Origin of the sequence: Chryseobacterium sp. MYb328 (assembly GCF_037572595.1) — a bacterium.
Taxonomy (GTDB): Bacteria; Bacteroidota; Bacteroidia; order Flavobacteriales; family Weeksellaceae; genus Chryseobacterium; species Chryseobacterium pennae.
Genome location: NZ_JBBGZQ010000043.1, coordinates 1 through 16136, shown reverse-complemented (window position 1 = coordinate 16136; position 16136 = coordinate 1). Strand labels below are relative to the sequence as shown.

The window sequence follows — 16136 nt, the reverse complement described above, 5'->3', positions numbered from 1 at the left end:
GTATATTTTTTTTGTTTTGAATTATTTATGTTTTTTTTGAAATCAAATATGATAATTATCTATTTTATTATCTATTTTTTTGTTTAATTTATTTATTTTTTGTTTAATTAACTTAAAATTGATACTTTTGTAATAAACTAAAATTATTCATCATGAAGAGAACTTTACTATTGGCTGCTTTTTTAGGACTAGCCTCTTTAAACGCGCAAACAACAATTTTTAATCAAACAGTTACAAGTCAAAACGGAATTGTTGCTGACGCTTTGGCAAATGGGAACTTTGTCGCATCTGCAGATGACTTTACCCTTGCTAGTCAAAGCAGAATAACAAAAGTGAAAGTGCTGGGCTTTCAAAATGCATCAAATTTAGAAACTACTATTGCAACAGGAGCAATGCTTTATATTTATGCAGATGCTGCCGGATCCCCTGCTGGAATCCCTAATGGAGCTGGAAATCCAATTGCAGCAATAAATGTAGCTAAAGGAGCCCCTGGATATTCTTTGATAAAAACTTTAACGGGATATACTTTTGAAATTGATGTAACGGCAGCGCTAAGTACACCTGTTGTTTTGTCTGCTAATACTACTTATTGGGTTGTATTCGCTGCAAAAACTAATCAGACTTCTTATGGTGCTAACAGTGGAAATAATGGATTTAACTGGTTCTCAGGCCAAATCAATGGCAATGGAGCGAAACTTGTAGACCCTATGAATGCTTTTGGTGCAGGTGCTACAAATTGGACAAGTATATCATTCCTTACAGACGAACCTGCGTTTGATGGTCTTGCATTTAGTATTGAAGGTCAGAATGCAACATTAGGAACTCAAGAAATATTCAGCAATGTTAAAAAAACAACAATTTCTCCTAATCCAACAGTAGACTATTTAAATGTAAATTCTACAGAGAAAATTAACACGGTTGAAATTTTCGACATGAACGGAAGAAAAATGAATGTTAGTCTGGATGGAAATAAAATTGATGTAAGAAATCTGAATACAGGAGGCTACATCATTAATATCGAAACAAAAGAAGGTAGAACTACCGAGAAATTCATCAAAAAATAAGACCTGATAAATCTTAGTATCAGTAAAGCGCTCCAATTGGAGCGTTTTTGTTATTTTAGAGAAATAAATTTTAAACAGGATGTTAAAACATAAAACAGCATATATAACAGGAGGAACTAAAGGAGTAGGTTTGGGAATTGCCAAAATCCTGCTTGAAAATGGAATTTCAGTAGCTTTTTCAGGAAGAAAAAGAGAAGATGTGATAAAAGCTGAAGATGAACTTAAGCAATATTCACCTAATGTCTTGGGAGTTGTTTCTGATGTGAGAAGCCTGGAAAGTGAAACAGAAGCTGTAAAATCTGTTATTGAAAAGTTCGGAAGACTGGATTATGTGATTGCAAACGCCGGACTGGGCATATTTAAGCCTGTAGATGAACTGACCGCTGAAGAGTGGAATGATATGATAGAAACCAATCTTACCGGTGTTTTTTATACTTTAAAAGCATCTGTAGAAGAACTGAAAAAGACAGAAGGTTATTATATTACCATTTCAAGCTTGGCAGGAGCTAATTTCTTTGAAAACGGAACGGGTTATAACGCTTCAAAATTCGGAGTCGTAGGATTTACGCAGGCAGCAATGATTGATTTGAGAAAGTACAATATCAAATCTACGGTAATTATGCCGGGATCAGTGGCTACCTATTTTAACGGAAATGTTCCATCTGAAAAAGACAGCTGGAAGATTCAGCCTGAAGATATGGGGAATCTGATATTGGACATTTTAAAGATGAATTCAAGAGTTTTGCCTAGTAAAATAGAGTTTAGAGCAACACAGCCAGGTAAATAAGTACATCTAATGTATTGAATAATAATTTAATAAGTATTATGCATGCATAATATATTTTTTATTTATATTAGCAAAAATTAATTCAAACAAAATCTCTGCATAAACTGTCATGATTTTATGCCTAAAAGAGAAAAAATAAAATAGTACACATGAAAATATTAGTTTGTATTAGTAGTGTTCCGGATACTACTTCCAAAATTAACTTTACAGCAGATAAATCTGCTTTCGACAAAAACGGAATTCAGTGGGTAATTAACCCGTTAGACGAATTTGCGTTGACAAAAGCGGTTAAACTACAGGAATCTCAGGGAGCAACTGTAACAGTAATCAACGTAGGAGATGCTGGTACAGAACCTGTAATCAGAAAAGCACTGGCAATTGGTGCTAACGATGCAGTAAGAGTAAACCTTGATCCAAAGGATAGCTATTCTACAGCAAAAGAAATTGCTGCTGTAGCTCAAAACGGAGGATATGATTTAATCCTTTGTGGTAAAGAGTCTATCGATTATAACGGTGGTTCTGTACCGGGAATGGTAGCTCAATTATTAAACCAGCCTTTCGTAAATGCATCTGTAGGATTAGATGTAAATGGAAGCGAAGCTACTGCAGTAAGAGAAATTGAAGGTGGAAAAGAAACTATTTCTGTTAAATTACCGGCAATTATTGCAGGTCAGAAAGGGTTAGTAGACGAAAAAGACCTTATCATTCCAAACATGAGAGGAATTATGTCTGCAAGAACAAAGCCTTTACAGGTAGTAGAGCCTGCTTCTTCAGAAGTTAAAGTTCAGGGAGTATCTTATGACAGTGTTCCACCAAGAGCAGCTGTGAAAATGGTTTCTCCAGACAATCTGGATGAATTGGTAAGATTACTTCACGAAGAAGCTAAAGTGATCTAATCTTAATCCTTTAATTTTTAATCTTTAAATTTAAGAAAATGGCAGTATTCGTATACGCAGAAAATATAAATGGAGTTTACAAAAAAGCAGCTTTCGAAGCAGTTTCTTATGCTAAAGCTGTTGCAGACAAAGCAGGAGATACCGTTACAGCAATCTCTGTAAACCCTACCGATTCTTCAGATTTATTATACAAATATGGAGCATCAAACGTTATCAATATCAAAGACGAAGGTCTTAAAAATTTCTCAGCTAAAGCATTTGCTCAGGCTGTGAATGAAGTAGCAGATGGAAATATTATCGTTTTTCCTCACACTACAGATGCTTCTTCAGTAGCACCAATGTTAGCAATTATGAAGAATTATTCTTTAATTACTAACGCATTGGAAGCTCCGGAAAGTCTTTCTCCATTCCAGGTGAAGAGAAGAGCATTCTCAGGAAAAGGTTTTATGCATGCAAAAGCTGAAGGAAACGGAGTAATTGTTACAGTTTCTCAAAATGCTTTCGGTGTTAAAGAAAACGCAGTATCAGGTTCAGAAGAAGTGAAAAACTTATCTGTTGCTAATGAAGATACTAAAGTAATTTCTCACGAGCAAAGTTCAGGGAAATTAGACCTTAAAGAAGCTGAAGTGGTTGTTTCTGCAGGTAGAGGGATGAAAGGTCCTGAAAACTGGGGAATGATCGAAGAATTGGCAAATGTTTTAGGAGCGGCTACAGCTTGTTCTAAGCCGGTTTCTGACATTGGCTGGAGACCTCACACAGAACACGTAGGACAAACAGGTAAAGCTATTTCACCTAACCTTTATATCGCAGTTGGGATTTCAGGAGCAATTCAGCACTTAGCTGGAGTAAACTCTTCAAAAACTATCGTAGTAATCAATAGTGATGCTGAAGCACCATTCTTCAAATCTGCAGATTACGGAGTAGTAGGAGATGCTTTCCAGATTATTCCTGCTTTAACAGAGAAAATTAAAGCTATTAAAGGATAAAATTTAATGGTGAATAGTCAATTCGCTTTGTTAGTTAATTTTTAATCATTCACTTGCAAAGTAAAATTCACGATTGACCATTGACAATCACATATAATACAATAAAAGCTCGGCTTTCCGGGCTTTTATTTTTGTCTAAAAAAGTGAAATCACAACAAAAAATTAATCTATATTTGTAGCTATGGATTATAAGCAGCTAATTATTCGCGGAATATCGTACAGTCAGACCCAATCTGGGGCGTACGCATTGTTACTGGAGCATGAGGAAACACACATAAAATTACCTGTTGTTATAGGAAATTTCGAGGCTCAATCTATCTCTCTCGGATTGGAAAAAGATATCCATCCACCGCGCCCTCTTACCCACGACTTATTCTCAAAATTTATCGTTTCAGCCAATTATGAGTTGGTTTCTGTAATCATTTATCAGATTGTAGATGGGGTATTCTTTTCAAATATTAACTTTAAAAATAAAGCAACTGAAGAAGAGCTGATCCTTGATGCAAGAACTTCTGATGCTGTTGCTATGGCTGTAAGATTCGATGCACCTATCTTTACTACACAGCAGGTTTTAAACGAAGCAGGAATCTTATTAGAGCTGGAAGATGTGTCAAAAGAAGAGCAGACCTTCTCAGAAACAGTACAGGCTGAAGACAACTTAAAATCCCTTTCTATGGAGGAACTTCAGAAGCTTCTGGAAGATGCCGTTAAAGAAGAAGACTATGATACCGCCCTTGAAATTCAGGAAGAAATCAAGAGGAGGAAAAAGAAAATTGACTAAAAGAGATACTTTATATAAAAATGAATTTAAAATTACGACTGACCATCCTCAGTTTTCTCCAATTTTTTGTGTGGGGAGCATGGCTGATTACGATGGCGAACTTCTGGTTTGGTACTAAACATTGGGAAGGAACACAGTTTGGAGCTGTTTTCGGAACCATGGGAATTGCTTCTATTTTTATGCCAACCATTACTGGAATTATTGCTGACCGTTGGGTGAATGCCGAACGTATCTTTTCAGTATTACATATTCTTTACGGGGTTATGCTTTTCATATTACCACATTCGGCAGATCCCAATTCTTTCTTTTCGGTGATGCTTGTTGCAATGTGCTTTTATATGCCTACTATTGCCCTGGCCAATTCAATTTCCTATACTATTCTAAAGAATAATAATCTGGATGTAGTGAAAGATTTTCCACCCATTCGTGTTTGGGGGACCATTGGATTCATTGTGGCCATGTGGATTACTAATCTTAGTGGAAATAAAGCGACAGAAGGGCAGTTTTATATCGGAGGAGCAATAGCCATATTCTTAGGAATCTATGCACTTACTTTACCAAAATGTCCACCACAAAAGCTGATTGATAAAAGTTCACCTTTGTCAGAACAATTAGGTTTAAATGCCTTTAAGCTTTTTGGAAACTATAAAATGGCTTTGTTCTTTTTGTTTTCAATGCTTTTAGGAGCAGCACTTCAGTTAACAAATGCTTACGGAGATGTGTTCTTAAGTGAGTTTGCTCATTTTCCAAAATATGCTGATTCATTCGTAGTACAGAGATCTACAATCATTATGTCGATTTCTCAGGTTTCAGAAACTCTGTTTATTCTGGCAATTCCTTTCTTTCTGAAGAAATTCGGGATCAAGAAAGTAATGTTAATGTCTATGCTGGCATGGGTATTAAGATTTGGATTCTTTGCTTATGGAGTACCGGACGGATACGGACTTTCACTAATCATTCTTTCCTGTATTGTTTACGGAATGGCTTTCGATTTCTTTAATATTTCAGGTTCACTTTTCGTAGAAACAACAACAGATAAAAAGATCCGTTCATCAGCACAGGGATTATTTATGATGATGACCAATGGTTTTGGGGCCGTTTTTGGTAGTTATATTGCAGGTTGGGCGATAGATAAATTCTTTACCCATAAATTTACAACAGCTACGGATTTATCTACTTATCTGGAGACTACTCCTGATAACCCTACGTTCCTGGAGATCCTGAAAAACAGCTTTAATGCAGTCGTAAACTCAGATGGTAGTCTTTCCTCTGTTGTTATGGTGAAAGACTGGCAGCAGATATGGTTATCATTTGCCATTTATTCATTGGTTCTTGCTATATTCTTTGCTGTTTTATTTAAACATAAGCACAAGCCTGAGGACGTTTCTTCAGTTAAACATTAATTCAATTAACAGTACCATAATATAAAATTGCACTTTCGATAAGAAAGTGCAATTTTTTTATTTTAAATCAATTCATAATTAAGCTAAACAGATGATAAGCATAAAATGTGATTTAAAAATTATAATAAGGGCTATTTGGTGTTTTTAATTCATTAAAATAATGGATATATTATTGATAAATATTTAATATTGAAAGCTTTTTATTATAACTAATGAGTGTTAGGGAGAGGAAATGCATGTTTGATAACAGATGATTTGGAAATGTGTTTTTTTTCGTATTTTGGCACTTTAGTAAATATGAAAAATATTCAGTTATTAGGATTGTTATTAGTGGTTGTAGGGAGTTTTCTGCCTTTGGTACATGTACCTATTATAGGAAACTGGAATTATTGGAAACTCGATCACTATTTGGCTATTACATGTTGGATTTTTGCCGCATGTGCAGTATTTGGAATTGTCAATAGTAATGCGAAAATCGTAAGATCTTTTGGTGTTTTGCTTATTCTTTTGTTTGCATTCACTTTGGTGGCTGTAAAGCTAAAGTCATTAGATTACTTCAGTTTTTTACCTTTTAAATCCTGGAGAGAAAGTTTTGCAGGAATCGTTAAATTGAAGTGGGGATGGATCGTAGAATTTTTAGGAGCCTTTCTGTTGGTTTTTGCAGGAAATAATAAAAAAGTTAATCAACGAACTCAAATATGAATATGAGACTCTTAAAAGCATTTTCAGCTGGGGTATTATTGTTAATGACCTTACAGGTCAAATCCCAGCAAACAGTACAGAAAAAGCCGGATAACCCGACTAAATGTACGAATATAAAAGAAGGGAAATTCCTGAGAGCTAATTATCCGGAAGCCATATGGCATATGACCATTAAGGATAATGTACAGACCGAATATTTCAATAACGGGAAAGATTATATAAAATCTACATTGGTTTTTGTGGATGACTGCAATTATAAATCGATCGTTATGGAAAAGTCGGATAAGAATGACCCTGTACAGATTGGAGATGTTTTCAGCAATAGAGTAGTAGCAACTCAGGATAATCTTTTGAAAATTAACACTAAGATTGCAGGTTCTGAATTTAATGTCGTATACATAAAAATAAAATAAATTTAAATATGAAACTCCGGTTTCATTTTAGCTAAAATAAAAATTATATACATGAAAGAAGTATTCATTGTTTCCGCAGTAAGAACCCCTATGGGAAGTTTTATGGGAAGTTTATCAACAGTTCCGGCTACTAAATTGGGAGCTACCGCTGTGAAAGGAGCATTAGATAAAATTGGTTTAGATCCTGCCAATGTTCAGGAGATTTATATGGGGAATGTATTACAGGCAGGAGAAGGACAGGCACCGGCTCGTCAGGTAGCTTTAGGAGCAGGTCTTTCTATCAATACACCTTCCACCACAGTAAATAAAGTGTGTGCTTCAGGAATGAAGGCTGTAACAATGGCTGCACAGGCTATCAAAGCAGGTGATGCAGAAGTAATTGTTGCAGGAGGTATGGAAAATATGTCTTTAGTTCCTCACTATTATAATGCAAGAGTCGCTACAAAACTTGGAGATATCAAAATGCTGGATGGTATGGTATTGGACGGCCTTACAGACGTATACAACAAAGTACACATGGGAGTATGTGCAGAGAAATGTGCCGTTGATTATAGCATTACAAGAGAAGATCAGGATAACTTTGCTATAGAATCTTATAAAAGATCAGCAAAAGCTTGGAGTGAAGGAAAATTCAACGACGAAATTGTACCGGTTTCCATTCCTCAGAGAAAAGGAGACCCTGTAATCTTTGCTGAAGACGAAGAATACAAAGCTGTAAACTTCGACAGAATTACAACACTTCCTACAGTTTTCAAAAAAGAAGATGGAACAGTGACAGCTGCTAATGCATCTACATTGAACGACGGAGCATCTGCATTAATCCTTGTTTCTAAAGAAAAAATGGAAGAATTAGGATTAAAGCCATTAGCTAAGATTGTTTCTTACGCTGATGCAGCACACGAACCTGAAAACTTTACCACTGCCCCGGCTAAAGCTTTACCTATTGCTCTTAAAAAAGCAGGTTTAGAAGTGTCAGATATTGATTTCTTTGAATTTAATGAAGCTTTCTCTGTTGTAGGACTGGCAAACAATAAAATCTTAGGATTAGATGCTTCCAAAGTAAATGTAAATGGAGGAGCAGTAGCATTAGGGCATCCACTGGGAAGTTCAGGATCAAGAATCATTGTGACATTAATCAACGTATTGAAGCAAAATAACGCGAAATACGGTGCAGCAGCAATCTGCAATGGTGGTGGTGGAGCCTCTGCAATTGTGATTGAAAATATATAACATTCTGTTTCAGAGTGTATTGCCATTAAGGAGTTGATAATTTTTTTAAAATCTTATCCATTTCTTAATGGTTTTTCTATTTTTGTGCTACTAATATTTATTTGAAATGTCTGAAACTGAGAACCGACAACCCAACAACATAAAGAATAATCCGAAGATTATGAAAGCCTGGGCTGTATATGACTGGGCAAACTCTGTGTATTCCCTGGTTATTACGTCTACCATTTTCCCTATTTATTACTCTATTCTTACCACAGCGTATGAAAAAAAGGAATATGTAACGGAAACAAAAAAATGGATCGATGTTCCGGTAAGGCACATGATCAAAATTTTCGGCAACGAATACCAACCCGATGCCGTATATGGATATTCATTAACCATATCGTTCTTTATTGTAGTATTACTGTCTCCGTTTTTATCTTCATTGGCAGATACTATCGGAAATAAAAAATCATTTCTGCAGTTCTTCTGTTACCTGGGTGCAACATCCTGTATGGGATTAGCGATGTTCACAGGAATGCATAATGTATTTCTGGGGCTCCTGTTCAGTATTACAGCGAGTGTTGGCTTCTGGGGAAGTCTGGTGTTTTATAACTCATTCCTTCCGGATATTGCAACGCCGGACAGGCAGGATGCACTCTCTGCAAAAGGATATGTCTATGGATATCTTGGCTCTGTAGTTTTAGTGGTATTGTGCTTAGTCCTGATTCAGGTTTTTGCCAAAGGAGCAGCACAACAGCTATTATTTACAAGAATCAGCTTCCTGTTGACCGGAGCGTGGTGGTTTGGTTTCTCACAGTATACTTTCAAACATCTTCCTCAATTCGGGGATGTAAAAGATAAACTTCCTAAAGATCTTGTATTATTAAACTATAAGAACATCTTTAAAAAACATGAAGAACAAGGTGGTTTTTTTGAGGTATTAAAAGACAATATGAGCTTTTACAAGGATATTGCCAAAGAAAGTTTCCATGAATTATTTAAAGTAGGAGGAGAGCTATTCAAAGATAGAAACCTGAAGTTTTTCCTTTCAAGTTTCTTCTTTTACAGTGTAGGAATGCAGACGATCTTCCTTATGGCTACTTTATTCGGAAAAAGTGAGATCAATCTTGCTCAGGATAAACTTATCGGAACCCTTTTAGTGATCCAGATCGAAGCCATTATAGGCGCTGTTATTTTCTCAAGATTATCCAGAAAAATAGGAAATAGAAATGTTATTTCAATCGCTATTTTCCTATGGATTGTTGCCTGTCTATGGGCTTATTTCCTGAATAAGGAAAATCCAACAGTAGAATATCAGTTCTATGGAGTCGCAGCAGTAGTAGGATTGGTAATGGGAGGTCTTCAGGCAATGTCCAGATCTACTTATTCAAAACTGCTTCCGGAAAACTCGATGGAAAACACCACTTATTTCAGTTTCTATGATGTATTGGAAAAAATAGCAATCATTATCGGAACATTTATCTTTGCAACATTAATTGAACATTTTAATAATATGCGAATTGCAGCTTTGTCCATGACTTTATTCTTCGGCGCAGGATTGATACTGATCCGTTTCCTGAAGGTAAAAATGAGAACAGACAGAGAAACATTATAAAAATTAAAAGACGTTATTTTAACGTCTTTTTTTATTTACGTGAATTAAAATCAATTATTTATTGATCTGGCTTTATTTATTATAATGACTGTGTGGTTATTGTGAAATAATATTTATTTTTCACTATGTTTTGATTTTTTTTGTTTATTTGTTAATTAAATCTAATCATTAAAACTATGAAAAAAATTCTATTGCTTTGCTTCTTGCAATGCTTTGTGCTTGGTCTTTCTCAAAAACTAAGACCAATTGCCCAAAAAATTTCAGAATACCATTCCGGAAAAAGTGAGGTTAACAAGTATGATCTGTTTGATATCAATCAGAATACAAATAAACTTGCTGAATACAGACGTGCTGCAACAGATATTACCGTTATTTCCTTAAAGGCTGCCGAGTTGAAAAGGTTGATGAGTGAAAAACCGGAATTTATCGAAATTTCCTTTCCTTTTGACGGAGGTAAGCAGATTACCGTTGAAATGTATAAAAATCAAATCTTTACAAGCAATTTTAAAGTGGTTACCAACAAAGGGAAAACCGTAAACTATACTCCGGGAGTATATTATCAGGGAATTGTAAAAGGGAGCAACAGTTCTGTTGTAGCTTTCAGTTTCTTTGAGAATGATGTAGTAGGGGTAGCTTCTACGCCGGAGCTGGGAAATATAGTATTGGGAAAAGCCAAAAATACTGAAGATTTTGTAAGTTATTCAGACTCCAAACTAACAGGAGCAAACCCTTTTATCTGCGGTATTGATGAAATAAAAGAAAATCAGGGACAGAAAATTTCGTATGATCCCAATCTAAGTAAGAAAAAAACGTTGACCCAAAATTGTGTAAGGATCTACTATGAAGTTTGCTATAAACCCTATCAGAATAACGGTTCCAATACCACCACTGTTACTAATTGGCTTACAGCGGTTCATAATAATATTGCAACCCTCTACACCAATGATGATATAAGAACAGCTTTGAATGAAATTTATATCTGGACCACGCCAGATCCGTATACAGGAAATCCGAGTAATAATCTATCTAAATTTTCAGCCAACAGACAGGTTTTTAATGGTGATCTTGCTCATTTGATCAATGCTCCAAGTACAACAAGTGTTGCCTATCTGAATTCTTTATGTAAAACCTATGCACATGCCTATTCAGGAATCAGCCAAAGTTATAATAATGTACCGGTATATTCCTGGACAATTCAGGCTATGACACACGAAATGGGACATAGCTTAGGATCACCACATACCCATGCATGTGCCTGGAACGGAAATAATACTCCAATTGACTGGTGTGGACCCACTGCAAAGCCATCTATAATAGCGGATGAAGGGCTTACGTGTACGAGTAATATTTTGCCTGCTTCAGGTACAATCATGAGCTACTGCCACTTAATGTCAGGAATAGGAATCAATTTCAGCAATGGTTTTGGAGATCAGCCGGCTGCTTTGATCAGAAATACCATTGATTCCAAACCTTGTCTTGGAACCAACTGTACAGTATCATGTATTCCCAGTATCTCATCTATTGCGGCAACTTCTACAACACAGAATTCTGCTGATATATTGATTACTGATGCCATATCTTCAACCTGGAAATATAAGGTTTCAAAAATTGATGGTACCCCTGTGACAACAGGAAATACCAGTACAGCAAACTTTAGTATTGCCAATCTTCAGCCTGGAACTTATTACAGAATAGATGGAGTAGGTCCTTGTGCTAATGAAACATACTATCAGAAATCAGGAGTGTTCCTGACAGATGCAGCTTGGTGTGATGGAGTTCAGTTTATTGATACAGGAGGCCCAAATGCCAATTACGGCAATGATGAAGAAATAATAAAAACATTTTATCCCGCTTCAGGTTCATTCATGACTATGACCTTTACAGAATTTGGAACAGAACAGGGGTATGATTTTATGTATGTTTATGATGGACCTTCTACTTCCTCACCTTTATTTGCTAACGGAAATAAGCTGTCAGGAAGCGCTGTTCCGGGACCTTTTACTTCTACAAATCCCTCTGGAGCCATTACAATCAAATTTGTTTCAGATCCTGCCGAAAACGGTATTGGTTGGAAAGCTGGTTTCTCCTGCGCGGTGCTGGGGGTGGAAGATGTAAATGTGAAAAATAATACAATCGGCATTTATCCGAATCCTGCTAAAAATATGATAACCATATCCTCTAATGAAGGATTGAAAGCCTATAAAATATATGATGAGTCCGGAAGACTGGTAGCTTCAGCCTCTTCTTTAAAAGGAAATAAGAAAGAAGTAGATCTTTCATCCTTCCAGACAGGAAACTATGTAATAACGATCGAAACAGATAAGCAGACGATCAACAAAAAGCTGATCAAACACTGATTTTTAAATAAATATCAATAAAAGCCTGAGGATATCAGGCTTTTTTCGTATTTTTAATATATAAACCGGAGAAGAAATATAAATAACTGATATTTCGGTCCGGGTTTTGCTTATATTCAGCGGAATAATTTTTAACTTTGCAAAAAGATTTATTGTCAATATGACCAACCCTTTATTTTATGCAAAAATAATCCTGTTTGGAGAATACGGAATGATTGAAGATTCCCAGGGGCTTGTAGTACCTTACAGCTTCTATAAAGGAACCTTAAAATTTTCAGACCTGGCTTCAGAATTTGAGCTTAATTCAAACAGACATCTGCAGAAATATTCAGACTTTCTTACAACACTTGATCTCTCTGATGATTTTACATTGGATATTGAAAGCCTTAAAAAAGATATTTCAAACGGACTTTTCTTTGATTCCAATATCCCACAGGGATATGGAGTAGGAAGTTCGGGGGCTTTGGTGGCTGCTATTTTTGAAAAATATTCGGTCAGCAAATTAAATCCAGATAATATTTCTAAGGAAAATCTTAAAAAATTAAAAGCTGTTTTTGGTGAAATGGAAAGTTATTTCCATGGAAAGAGCTCAGGTATGGATCCATTGATCTGCTACATGAATCTTCCTATTCTTATTGAAAACAAGGAAAACTTAGACAGAGTGTCAATTCCTGACGGAAAAGGAGGAAAAGGAGCAATTTTCCTGATCGATTCCGGAATTACAGGAGAAACAGGACCAATGATCCAGATCTTCTTTGAAAAAATGAAGACAGAAGGGTTCCGTAAAACACTGAAAGAAGAGTTTATCCGTTACAATAACGCCTGTATAGAAGCTTTTCTTAAAAAAGATATGAATCCTTTCTTCAGAAATCTAAAAAAACTTTCTCACTGGGCTTATGAACATTTCCGTCCAATGATACCTGAAAGTATTTTTAACATCTGGAAAAAAGGACTGGATTCCAATGCATATTACTTAAAACTCTGCGGAAGCGGAGGGGGAGGCTATATCTTAGGCTTTACCCAGGATTATGAAAAAGCAGAAAAAATGCTTGATGGATTCCAAAAAGAGGTGATTTACAGATTTTAAACAGGCTGGAAATGAATTCTGAAAAAGAAACTTTCCAATCCAAAAAATATATTTCAAAATCTCTATATTACAGAGTTTCACAATTCGTGGGCTTTTTACTTGGAGCACGGTTTTTTGTAGCAGCTCTGCTAACATTTGCCCTTTATGTTTCCACTTTTTTTCTGTTCAATCAGGAAGAATCTTTCAGGAATTTTGTCTTCGATTTTAAAGTACATGGTATTATTTTCTGTACCGTTCTGACGATCCTAGCAGGTGGAATTATCAATCAGTTTTATGATCTGGAAAAAGATCATATTGTAAAACCCTTCCGAACCAGAATCCAGAGTTTCATTAAACAAAAGTATTTTTTATATGCTTATCTGGGATTGAGTGCTATTTCATTAGGGGTAGCCTGGATGATTTCCCATAATGTTTTTCTGTTTTTTGTAGTATATCAGTTTTTCATGTGGTTTTATAGCCATAAATTAAGCAGGATATTAATACTGAATAACCTCACATTTGTAAGCCTTACCTTATATCCGTTCTTTGGAATGATGGTTTATTATGAAACCTTTTCCAAGAAAGTTTTTCTGATGGCTGTTTTTCTTTTTCTCATCCTTTTATGCATTGATATTGTAAAAGACACCCTTACCAGAAGTGTGGATAAAGCATTTGGATATATCACCATTCCGAATTATTTTAAAAGCAGAAATACAAAGATTATTCTCATCTCCCTACTTTTAATAACAATGGGAGTTTCTATGAAAATTATTACTAAAACTGGGGTTTCTGGATTTATGGCTTACTATTTCGCAGGCAGCTTATTTGTGATGATCCTTTGTATTTATCTTTTTTTAAATTCCAGCAGAAAAAGCAACTTTCTCACTCTCAATATATTACGATTATGGGTTTTTGTAGGAATTATAGCTATGCTTTTAAATGGAATTGAACATAAATTATAATAAAAATTCTTTAAATAAACTAAGGTTATTATTACCTTTGCATAACTAAATTTAATAAATAGGAATGCCCATTTTTAATGATACTAAAGTTGCATTTGCAGACAAGACAGATGCACAGTTGAGAAAGGCTTACTGGATGTTTAAAATGATTGAACAGCCTACTCTTACCAGCCTTGGAACATCCGTTCTTAATTTTACAGTACACAACGACTTTCCATTCGTTACCGGAATTGTAAAAAATACTTTGTTTGCACAATTCTGTGGTGGAGAAACCCGTGAGGAGAGTATGAAGGTTGTAAAACAGCTTTTCAAGAGAGGAGTTGGAAGTATTTTCGATTATTCCATTGAAGGGAAAGAGGATGAAGCAACTTTTGATGCTGTATGTAAGGAGATCAAAGATATTGTAAAATTTTCAGTAGGGAATCCAGCAATTCCTTTTATAGTATTCAAGCCTACAGCATTCGGAAGAATTGATCTGTATGAAGCCGTTGGAAAAGGAGTAGAGCTTACGACCAGTCAGAAGGAAGAATGGGAGAGAGTGGTAAGAAGATTTGACGAAGTATGTGCTCTTTGTCATGAAAATGACAAAAAAGTAATGGTAGATGCAGAAGAAACCTGGATGCAGGATTCTGCAGATCAGCTTTGTGAAGAAATGATGGAGAAATATAACCAGGAAAAACCTATCGTTTGGAATACAATCCAGATGTATAGAACAGGAAGACTGGAATATATGGAAGCACACCTTCAAAGAGCCAGAGAAAAGAATTATTTCATCGGATACAAGATTGTTCGTGGAGCTTATATGGAGAAAGAAAGAGCCAGAGCTGCAGAAAGAGGATACGCAGATCCAATTCAGCCTACCAAAGATGCCTCCGATAAGAATTATAATGCAGGAATTGACTTTGTGATGAACCACCTGGATAAAGTTTCTGCGTTCTTTGGAACTCACAACGAGATCTCTTCTGAGCTGATTATGGATAAAATGAAATCCAAATCTTTAGAAAATGGGAATCCACACGTGTATTTCGGACAGCTTTACGGGATGAGTGATAACATTACTTTCTATTTGTCTGATAAAGGCTATAATGTGGCTAAATATCTTCCATACGGACCTGTAAAGGATGTTGTGCCATATCTTACGAGAAGAGCCCAGGAAAATACTTCTGTAGCAGGACAAACCGGAAGGGAACTTGGACTGATTAAAAAAGAACTTGAAAGAAGAAAAAAACAATAACAATTGTTACCCAAAATAAAGGAAAGACCCGCAATATATGCGGGTCTTTTTATTTGAATCATTTTAATTAAATTACTGTATTTATTATAAAATCTGTAATTTCAATAAAATACATCATATTAATGATTATAGATTAATTGTTCTTTAATATTAATTATATGTTAAAATAATTTAATTTTTATTGTTGATTTGATTTTTAATTTCTATATTTGATAAAGCTATAAAAAACTAATACATGAAAAATTTTTCATCTGCCATCATTATATTATAATGCAACAGAATTCTCCGGTTCCGGAAGATATCATATCCTTAAAATTTCCCAATATGCAGCAGTAAGTGATTTGTGAAAGAGGATAAATACATCTCAGGAATCCCTTAAAATTTAAAAACAAATAAAGCAAATAGCTTTAGTTTTCTTCTTCAAATATTTTTTAGCCTGGCCATTTTCTTTGGTCAGGTTTTTTATAAATAAACAGGATTCTGCATAGAATGGATAGTGAGTTAATTCCTTTTTATTCTTTCAAAATATTCATGATATTATAGAATATTTATGTCCAATTACACGATTATTTTTTTGCCACGAATGCACGAATAAAAATCATTCGTGCATTCGTGGCTATCGAAATTTACCCTTATTACAATAAAAACTACAGATAAA

14 protein-coding genes are annotated in these 16136 nt (G+C 35.2%); all 14 read left to right on the top strand.

The genetic code is table 11. The features are described 5' to 3' along the window. Nucleotides 1-152: 152 nt before the first annotated feature. The gene (locus tag WH267_RS24690) at nt 153-1064 is read left to right on the top strand and encodes a T9SS type A sorting domain-containing protein (RefSeq protein WP_340011648.1); all 912 of its coding nucleotides are present in this window, start codon (nt 153-155) and stop codon (nt 1062-1064) included. Nucleotides 1065-1143: 79 nt separating this feature from the next. Continuing rightward, nucleotides 1144-1851, top strand: coding sequence for an SDR family oxidoreductase (locus tag WH267_RS24685; protein ID WP_115973794.1), 708 nt, complete (start codon nt 1144-1146; stop codon nt 1849-1851). Nucleotides 1852-2000: 149 nt separating this feature from the next. Beyond that, on the top strand, nt 2001-2747 hold the full coding sequence (locus WH267_RS24680) for an electron transfer flavoprotein subunit beta/FixA family protein (protein WP_047425433.1): 747 nt from the start codon (nt 2001-2003) through the stop codon (nt 2745-2747). 38 nt (nt 2748-2785) lie between these two features. After that, nucleotides 2786-3733 (top strand): electron transfer flavoprotein subunit alpha/FixB family protein, encoded by a 948-nt coding sequence (locus tag WH267_RS24675; protein ID WP_115973796.1) that lies wholly within the window; start codon nt 2786-2788, stop codon nt 3731-3733. Nucleotides 3734-3914: 181 nt separating this feature from the next. Continuing rightward, nucleotides 3915-4514: a bifunctional nuclease family protein gene (locus WH267_RS24670; RefSeq protein WP_340011644.1), complete on the top strand. Its 600-nt coding sequence runs from the start codon at nt 3915-3917 to the stop codon at nt 4512-4514. Between the two features lie 20 nt (nt 4515-4534). Further along, a complete protein-coding gene (locus tag WH267_RS24665; RefSeq protein WP_115973798.1) occupies nt 4535-5917 on the top strand; it encodes a nucleoside permease in 1383 nt (460 codons plus the stop codon). Nucleotides 5918-6214: 297 nt separating this feature from the next. Next, the gene (locus WH267_RS24660) at nt 6215-6619 is read left to right on the top strand and encodes a hypothetical protein (RefSeq protein ID WP_340011643.1); all 405 of its coding nucleotides are present in this window, start codon (nt 6215-6217) and stop codon (nt 6617-6619) included. A gap of 2 nt (nt 6620-6621) precedes the next feature. Continuing rightward, nucleotides 6622-7032 carry a hypothetical protein gene (locus tag WH267_RS24655; RefSeq protein WP_340011642.1) on the top strand — a complete coding sequence of 137 codons (411 nt, stop codon included), beginning with the start codon at nt 6622-6624 and terminating at the stop codon, nt 7030-7032. 51 nt (nt 7033-7083) lie between these two features. After that, nucleotides 7084-8262: an acetyl-CoA C-acyltransferase gene (locus tag WH267_RS24650; protein WP_115973801.1), complete on the top strand. Its 1179-nt coding sequence runs from the start codon at nt 7084-7086 to the stop codon at nt 8260-8262. 106 nt (nt 8263-8368) lie between these two features. Next, nucleotides 8369-9859, top strand: a complete 1491-nt coding sequence (locus WH267_RS24645; protein ID WP_123318995.1) for an MFS transporter — start codon at nt 8369-8371, stop codon at nt 9857-9859. Between the two features lie 176 nt (nt 9860-10035). Then, complete coding sequence (locus tag WH267_RS24640) at nt 10036-12216, top strand: T9SS type A sorting domain-containing protein (protein ID WP_340011641.1); 2181 nt, start codon at nt 10036-10038, stop codon at nt 12214-12216. 160 nt (nt 12217-12376) lie between these two features. Further along, entirely contained in the window at nt 12377-13303 is a 927-nt protein-coding gene (locus tag WH267_RS24635; protein WP_340011640.1) for a mevalonate kinase family protein, read from the top strand. Between the two features lie 11 nt (nt 13304-13314). After that, complete coding sequence (locus tag WH267_RS24630; protein ID WP_340011639.1) at nt 13315-14244, top strand: UbiA family prenyltransferase; 930 nt, start codon at nt 13315-13317, stop codon at nt 14242-14244. Nucleotides 14245-14308: 64 nt separating this feature from the next. Next, the gene (locus tag WH267_RS24625) at nt 14309-15478 is read left to right on the top strand and encodes a proline dehydrogenase family protein (protein ID WP_340011638.1); all 1170 of its coding nucleotides are present in this window, start codon (nt 14309-14311) and stop codon (nt 15476-15478) included. Nucleotides 15479-16136 lie beyond the last annotated feature (658 nt).

Excerpts from the sequence above, each read along its gene's own strand:
- WH267_RS24625 (WP_340011638.1), top strand. The coding sequence starts at position 14,309 with ATGCCCATTTTTAATGATACTAAAGTTGCATTTGCAGACAAGACAGAT.
- WH267_RS24630 (WP_340011639.1), top strand. The coding sequence starts at position 13,315 with ATGAATTCTGAAAAAGAAACTTTCCAATCCAAAAAATATATTTCAAAA.
- WH267_RS24680 (WP_047425433.1), top strand. The coding sequence starts at position 2,001 with ATGAAAATATTAGTTTGTATTAGTAGTGTTCCGGATACTACTTCCAAA.
- WH267_RS24635 (WP_340011640.1), top strand. The coding sequence starts at position 12,377 with ATGACCAACCCTTTATTTTATGCAAAAATAATCCTGTTTGGAGAATAC.
- WH267_RS24645 (WP_123318995.1), top strand. The coding sequence starts at position 8,369 with ATGTCTGAAACTGAGAACCGACAACCCAACAACATAAAGAATAATCCG.
- WH267_RS24690 (WP_340011648.1), top strand. The coding sequence starts at position 153 with ATGAAGAGAACTTTACTATTGGCTGCTTTTTTAGGACTAGCCTCTTTA.
- WH267_RS24655 (WP_340011642.1), top strand. The coding sequence starts at position 6,622 with ATGAGACTCTTAAAAGCATTTTCAGCTGGGGTATTATTGTTAATGACC.
- WH267_RS24660 (WP_340011643.1), top strand. The coding sequence starts at position 6,215 with ATGAAAAATATTCAGTTATTAGGATTGTTATTAGTGGTTGTAGGGAGT.
- WH267_RS24650 (WP_115973801.1), top strand. The coding sequence starts at position 7,084 with ATGAAAGAAGTATTCATTGTTTCCGCAGTAAGAACCCCTATGGGAAGT.
- WH267_RS24640 (WP_340011641.1), top strand. The coding sequence starts at position 10,036 with ATGAAAAAAATTCTATTGCTTTGCTTCTTGCAATGCTTTGTGCTTGGT.
- WH267_RS24675 (WP_115973796.1), top strand. The coding sequence starts at position 2,786 with ATGGCAGTATTCGTATACGCAGAAAATATAAATGGAGTTTACAAAAAA.
- WH267_RS24670 (WP_340011644.1), top strand. The coding sequence starts at position 3,915 with ATGGATTATAAGCAGCTAATTATTCGCGGAATATCGTACAGTCAGACC.
- WH267_RS24665 (WP_115973798.1), top strand. The coding sequence starts at position 4,535 with ATGAATTTAAAATTACGACTGACCATCCTCAGTTTTCTCCAATTTTTT.
- WH267_RS24685 (WP_115973794.1), top strand. The coding sequence starts at position 1,144 with ATGTTAAAACATAAAACAGCATATATAACAGGAGGAACTAAAGGAGTA.